Source organism: Aliterella sp. E5.1, from assembly GCF_057473825.1.
In genome coordinates, this window is the sequence record NZ_JBYCCV010000159.1 from 1 (window position 1) to 5,711 (window position 5,711).

General features: G+C 44.1%; 7 protein-coding genes. 6 read left to right on the forward strand and 1 reads right to left on the reverse strand.

Going from position 1 to position 5,711, the window contains the following annotated elements; genetic code table 11:
* The first annotated feature begins 411 nt into the window (after positions 1-411).
* The 5 genes from AC2VE5_RS23820 (at position 412) to AC2VE5_RS23840 (ending at position 4,332) form a co-directional block, all read left to right on the forward strand.
* Complete coding sequence (locus tag AC2VE5_RS23820) at positions 412-981, forward strand: HdeD family acid-resistance protein (protein ID WP_486890129.1); 570 nt, start codon at positions 412-414, stop codon at positions 979-981.
* A 249-nt stretch (positions 982-1,230) separates the two neighbouring features.
* Positions 1,231-1,593: a hypothetical protein gene (locus tag AC2VE5_RS23825; protein ID WP_486890130.1), complete on the forward strand. Its 363-nt coding sequence runs from the start codon at positions 1,231-1,233 to the stop codon at positions 1,591-1,593.
* Positions 1,594-1,671: 78 nt separating this feature from the next.
* The gene (locus AC2VE5_RS23830; RefSeq protein WP_486890131.1) at positions 1,672-1,863 is read left to right on the forward strand and encodes a DUF2949 domain-containing protein; all 192 of its coding nucleotides are present in this window, start codon (positions 1,672-1,674) and stop codon (positions 1,861-1,863) included.
* A gap of 95 nt (positions 1,864-1,958) precedes the next feature.
* Positions 1,959-3,833 carry an ATP-dependent zinc metalloprotease FtsH4 gene (gene ftsH4, locus AC2VE5_RS23835; protein ID WP_486890132.1) on the forward strand — a complete coding sequence of 625 codons (1,875 nt, stop codon included), beginning with the start codon at positions 1,959-1,961 and terminating at the stop codon, positions 3,831-3,833.
* Between the two features lie 307 nt (positions 3,834-4,140).
* Positions 4,141-4,332 (forward strand): hypothetical protein, encoded by a 192-nt coding sequence (locus tag AC2VE5_RS23840; protein WP_486890133.1) that lies wholly within the window; start codon positions 4,141-4,143, stop codon positions 4,330-4,332.
* A gap of 121 nt (positions 4,333-4,453) precedes the next feature.
* On the opposite strand, the gene AC2VE5_RS23845 is transcribed toward AC2VE5_RS23840, so the two are convergent.
* Positions 4,454-4,840, reverse strand: coding sequence for a nuclear transport factor 2 family protein (locus AC2VE5_RS23845; RefSeq protein WP_486890134.1), 387 nt, complete (start codon positions 4,838-4,840; stop codon positions 4,454-4,456).
* Between the two features lie 322 nt (positions 4,841-5,162).
* Between AC2VE5_RS23845 and AC2VE5_RS23850 the strand changes: the two genes are divergently transcribed.
* Positions 5,163-5,447 carry a helix-turn-helix domain-containing protein gene (locus AC2VE5_RS23850; protein ID WP_486890135.1) on the forward strand — a complete coding sequence of 95 codons (285 nt, stop codon included), beginning with the start codon at positions 5,163-5,165 and terminating at the stop codon, positions 5,445-5,447.
* Positions 5,448-5,711 lie beyond the last annotated feature (264 nt).

A 5,711-nucleotide genomic window follows, 5' to 3' on the forward strand; every position in this document is an offset into this window, starting at 1 on the left:
CCAAGTGCATCAGTGGGGGGTCGGTCTTAACTGTCAAGGCACTGTATCAGTGTAGAATATGGCACTACAGGATTCTGTTTCTTTCACACATAAGGAGCAGGATGGCTCTTGGGCAGCTTTTGTCACTTTCATGAGATCACCACGCAAAAGAGTATTAAACAAATGTTACCCGACGGACAACCAAAAGTTTCAAAAATTCCAGATTGAACTACCAACCCAAAGACAAGTTGAATGTTTGTTCACGGTCTTTAGGATAATTAACTTGTAAAGTCGTGGTTGAATTGTCGCTAGATCCCCAAAAATTTTTTGCTCTCCTATTAGGTTAGGCTCTATCTTAGGGTTCTACTTAGTTCTTGAGAAATTTTCTAACCTGAGCATAGAGTTTACTCAAAGTTAAGGAAAAAGATTTGTATGACCACCGATATTTCTACGGACAGCAAGAAGGGTATCAATGGGTCGCGTTTAATTGGCGTTCTCCTAATTGTTTTAGGGATTGTGGCGATCGCTCAACCTGCGGTTTCGACGATCTTCGCTGAGACTTGGTTTGCTTTGATCTTAATTTCAGCAGGAGCAGCCAAGCTGACCTATGCGTTTAAAACCCGCAACTCTGGAGGCTTTGTTTGGAAGCTTTTATTAAGCATTCTCTATATTGCCACAGGCGCGATGCTGTTCTTTTCCCCTTTAAAGGGTGCTTTAACACTGACTCTGTTGCTCGGTAGCTTTTTGCTAACTGAAGGCGTGTTCGAGCTAATCCTGGCATTCCGATTACGTCCGCAACAGAACTGGACTTGGGTGCTGGGTGACGGCATTATTACTCTGCTGCTGGGCGGAATTATTTGGTTCCAGTGGCCTAGCGATGCCCCTTGGCTGTTAGGCACGCTGGTTGGTGTCAGCGTTCTTTCTACTGGTATTTCACGGGTGATGCTGTCGTTGAATGCACGGTCAGCCCTGAATAGTTCTGACCAAGCTGCTTCAACCTAAAGTGCTGTGGTTTCAGTAGCGTTTGGCTGGTTGTGTTGCAAAAACTGAAGCAGCAGGTGGTAGGGTGAGAACTTGTTTTTGTTCGCTCTCATTTCAATGTCCAAGTCCAACCCTTTCAAATGGCACCACTACGAACCAGAAATCATCCTCTTGTGGGTTGTGTTGCAAAAAATTATTGAGTTGCAATAGTCCTCAGTTATTGACAGCTACATTCCACATATAGTGTCTTGGAGAATAAGTAAACACTTAATGTGGAATCTAATTGTCAACTATTACAAGCTATTGACAATAAGAAATTTTTTGCAACACAACCAAAAATTCGTCAATTGGGCGCTAGATGCCTCTGGCCCTACCTTAATTAAAGGCAGTCTTGGTACGGGAAAAAGTACCGTTGCTCTTTATCGAGTCCGCGCCTTAATCGCACATCTCAAAAAAAATGGTGTAGCTAAACCCAAAATTTTTTTTACTACCTATACCAATGCCCTAATTACCTTTTCCCAGCAATTGCTAGAAAGGGGTAATGGCTTTCGAGGAATTATTGCTAACCTGCTGCAAGAACCAAAGTTGGAAGATAAAGTTGAAGCCAAGTTGACTCTAAACTCCTGCCTCTAAACGGTCTAATTCTGAGAAAGCGATGCAAAACTTTACATAAAACGTTACATTAATTTATGGATAGTTAGAAGAATATTTATGAAATCTACGAAGCTAACTCGATTAATTAGTTTCTTGCAGTCAGAATTGGCAATTCCTGCTAATTGGATTGCACTCGCTCAAAAACAATGTGAACAAGACCCAAATCTATTGCTGATGATTCTTTGGCAGTACGGACTGGTAACGTTGTTACAGTTAGAGCAAGTGTTTGATTGCTTGGAAACGGTATAAGACTTTACTTTAGTCGTTGCAACTAAATTGAAGTTAATAGCTGGAACTCTTGAGACTGTGAAAAAACTACTTTAAATTAAGGATTACTGATATTTATGCCAATTAAAGACCAGCCCCGCCCACCTCGCTCTCGCCAGGTTGGCAATATTTTATTATTACTATCGGGTTTATTCCTGCTAGCAAATTTATTTTTACCCCGTTTGTTTGGTTCGCAGATTCCTCAAGTTCCCTATAGTTTGTTCATCCATCAGGTAGAAGCACAGCAGGTTACAGCTGCTTCGGTAGGTCAAAATCAGATTCAATACCAACTCAAAGGGGAAGATGATAAGCCCGGTCAAGTACTTGCTACCACACCAATTTTTGACCTAGAGTTGCCCAAACTGCTAGAAGCCAAAGGAGTTGAGTTCGCTGCTACTCCGCCATCTAAAAATGGCTGGTTGACAAGTATATTAGGCTGGGTTATACCCCCGCTGATATTTGTTGCCATCTATCAGTTTTTCATTGGGCGCGGTGGACTTGGTGGTCCGCAAGGAGCGCTTTCAATTACAAAGAGCAAGGCTAAGGTCTACGTAGAGGGAGAGTCCGCCAAAACAACGTTTAAGGATGTGGCGGGGGTTGAAGAAGCAAAAACTGAATTGGTTGAGATTGTCGAGTTTCTGAAAACTCCAGAACGCTTTACCCAGATTGGGGCGCGAATTCCCAAAGGTGTCTTGCTGGTGGGTCCCCCCGGTACGGGTAAGACCCTATTAGCAAAAGCTGTGGCTGGGGAAGCAGGAGTATCGTTTTTCAGCATCTCCGGCTCTGAGTTTGTCGAATTATTTGTGGGTGCAGGTGCGGCGAGAGTGCGCGATTTGTTTGAACAGGCGAAGAAGCAGGCTCCCTGCATTATTTTTATCGATGAATTGGATGCAATTGGCAAGTCCCGCAGCAACGGTATCTACGGCGGTAACGATGAGCGAGAACAGACGCTCAACCAGCTACTGACTGAGATGGACGGTTTTGCCGTTGGCGATGGGACAGTAATTGTTTTAGCTGCAACTAACCGCCCTGAAAGTTTGGATGCAGCACTACTGCGTCCTGGGCGTTTTGATCGACAAGTGTTAGTAGATCGTCCTGACTTATTAGGGCGTAAAGCCATTCTCGAAATCCATGCCCAGAAAGTCAAACTAGGTACTGATGTAGATTTAAGGGCGATTGCTACTCGGACACCTGGTTTTGCTGGTGCGGACTTAGCAAATCTAGTTAATGAAGCGGCACTGTTGGCTGCTCGCAGTCGGCGCGAAGCTGTAGCACAAGCAGACTTTGCTGAAGCCATCGAGCGAGTCGTTGCTGGTTTAGAAAAGAAAAGCCGCGTCCTCAACGACAAAGAGAAAAAGATTGTTGCTTACCATGAAGTTGGTCATGCCCTTGTCGGCTATTCGATACCAGGAAGTGGTCGAGTTGAGAAGATTTCGATTGTGCCACGCGGGATGGCAGCGTTAGGCTACACCTTACAACTACCGACGGAAGACCGCTTCTTGATGGATGAAGCTGAACTCCGGGGTCAAATTGCTACACTATTAGGTGGGCGTTCCGCAGAAGAGATTGTGTTTGGCAGCATCACAACTGGTGCCTCCAATGATTTACAACGAGCCACTGACTTGGCGGAGCGCATGGTGACTACCTACGGCATGAGTAAAATCTTGGGACCTTTGGCTTACCAGCAAGGGCAACAAGGAATGTTTCTGGGTAATGAAGGTGCTAATCCCCGCCGGATGGTGAGTGAAAAAACAGCAGAAGCCATCGACGGTGAGGTGAAAGATATTGTAGAAACTGCCCATCAGCAAGCCTTGGATATTCTGCGGCAAAACCAAGACTTGTTAGGAACAATTGCTACCCAACTTCTGGAGACAGAGGTAATCGAAGGAGAAAAACTGCACAGCCTGCTTGACCAAGTTCGCCCCTTGGCTTTAGTAACAACTGTGGTTTAGATAGCAAAGGCGATCTCTAGTAGTTTCAGAAACGAATATCATTTAGCTTCATGGGTGGGGTCACTGCGCCAAAACTGGTTAAATTCTTTATGCTTAGGTTAGGAGCTACATTTCAGTTATTTGAGCAAATGCATGCAACACCACGGATTCATTAACTAAAACTTTCTGGCGTTGCTGATTAGATGTAGGAATTTTGGTGTAGAGACGTTACAATCCAATGTCTCTACAAAGATTTTGAAATCACTCAAAATCATTTTCATACCTGAATTCAGCAACGCCCAATTATGCAACGCCCATAGGCGATCTCATGAGCAATACCACAATTCATGATGTCGTCGGGATTGACGGTACTACCCTGATAGTCTTCTACACCGAAGCCCACTGCTGGCAGTTTCGGTTGATTAGCGCTGGTGGAGCGGTATTTAGGGAACGCAAAATCTACTACACGGCTGAAGCTGCATTCAAAGCGGGGCTGGAGTGGATTGCTTGGGGGAGTTAGCAATCCGTTTGAACGCTAAAACCTAAGCCTACCCCGTGTCATCAACTGAAATCCTCCTGCCAAAGCAGCAAAGGCAATTTATCCTGGGAGATCGCGCGCGCTTTGTTTCCCCAAACTCCCGCTACCCTGCTAACTGAGCCTTGAGCGAAGCTTCATCCCAGTAAGACTGAATTTTCGCAATCTTGCCATGAGCGTTAAACTCAAACACACTTATTCCTTCAGCTGTAGCTTGGCGCTCGTTCTTGGCAACAACTTGCATTGTCCATTTAACAGCGGCTTCCTGCTGGACTATGAATATACAGTCCTGCACAATCTCGAATTGCTTATAAAACTTGGAGAGCAAGTCAAAAAACTTTGGCGAATCCTCTCTAACTCTTAAAGGGAGTTTGCCCACCGGATCGTAAATAACAGCATCAATAGCCAAGACTTCTAACCAGCCTTCTTTATTCATGGCGGCTAGACTTGCGTAATATTGAGCTATCGCTGCTTTTTGTGCTGTTTTTGACATAGTTTCGACTACTTGCTCTAGTTTTCATAATTTTACCTGCACATCAACTTAGCCTACTTTACCCTCAAGAACGACTAGCGTTCATCAACCAGCAACCATAGCGACAATGTAATGCCTATGAATTTAATCGCTTGAATAAATCCAAAAGTAAAATTTATAGTAGGTAGCTTAATACAATTTGAAGTGCGATGTCATTGGCAATTGATGACAGCTAAAAAGCTTTGTGTTTGTGTATTACATATCCAGCTAGAGGTGAATGGACACTGGATTAAAACTGAGCAGAAGTGATAGAATTTAAAGCACTTTATAAATTCTGAGTAGTATGCCCTTCCACCAAGAATATGTGGGTATCGAACAGCCAGTAGTTAGTCAGTTAATCCGAGAACTACGGCAAACCTTAAAACTGACGCAGGAGAAGTTTGCCGCTCAACTGGGAGTCACGTTTCCGACGATTAATCGTTGGGAAAAAGGACGCGCTACACCTTCTCCCTTAGCACTTAAGCAAATCGATACCTTACTCAAGCAGCTAGGAGAATCACCAGATAAAATATTGAGCGAACGCAGTAAGGCAATACAAGCAAAATACTTCTCGGCAAAAGAGCCATAAGCGTCAGTACAAAGTGATTAAGGGTAATTAAAGACAAGTTTGCAAGACCTTGGTGCTAGTAACAGAGCAATAGAATGTATTTGACCAAACCTCATGACTAACCCGCTTGAAGCGATGACAACCCCAGCCCCAGTACCTAAGCTAATCGGCATCAAAGTTGCATAATAAAAAGGTAAAGCTGATTCAAAGTAACTATGCCACCAGCAGCCAAGAATTTTTTAAGGTCGGAACAAGTCGTTCATCTACAGCAAGCCCTCAAGGAGA

Coding starts and splice junctions, on each gene's coding strand:
- ftsH4 (WP_486890132.1), top strand. CDS start 1,959: ATGCCAATTAAAGACCAGCCCCGCCCACCTCGCTCTCGCCAGGTTGGC.
- AC2VE5_RS23850 (WP_486890135.1), top strand. CDS start 5,163: ATGCCCTTCCACCAAGAATATGTGGGTATCGAACAGCCAGTAGTTAGT.
- AC2VE5_RS23820 (WP_486890129.1), top strand. CDS start 412: ATGACCACCGATATTTCTACGGACAGCAAGAAGGGTATCAATGGGTCG.
- AC2VE5_RS23840 (WP_486890133.1), top strand. CDS start 4,141: ATGAGCAATACCACAATTCATGATGTCGTCGGGATTGACGGTACTACC.
- AC2VE5_RS23825 (WP_486890130.1), top strand. CDS start 1,231: ATGTGGAATCTAATTGTCAACTATTACAAGCTATTGACAATAAGAAAT.
- AC2VE5_RS23830 (WP_486890131.1), top strand. CDS start 1,672: ATGAAATCTACGAAGCTAACTCGATTAATTAGTTTCTTGCAGTCAGAA.
- AC2VE5_RS23845 (WP_486890134.1), bottom strand. CDS start 4,840: ATGTCAAAAACAGCACAAAAAGCAGCGATAGCTCAATATTACGCAAGT.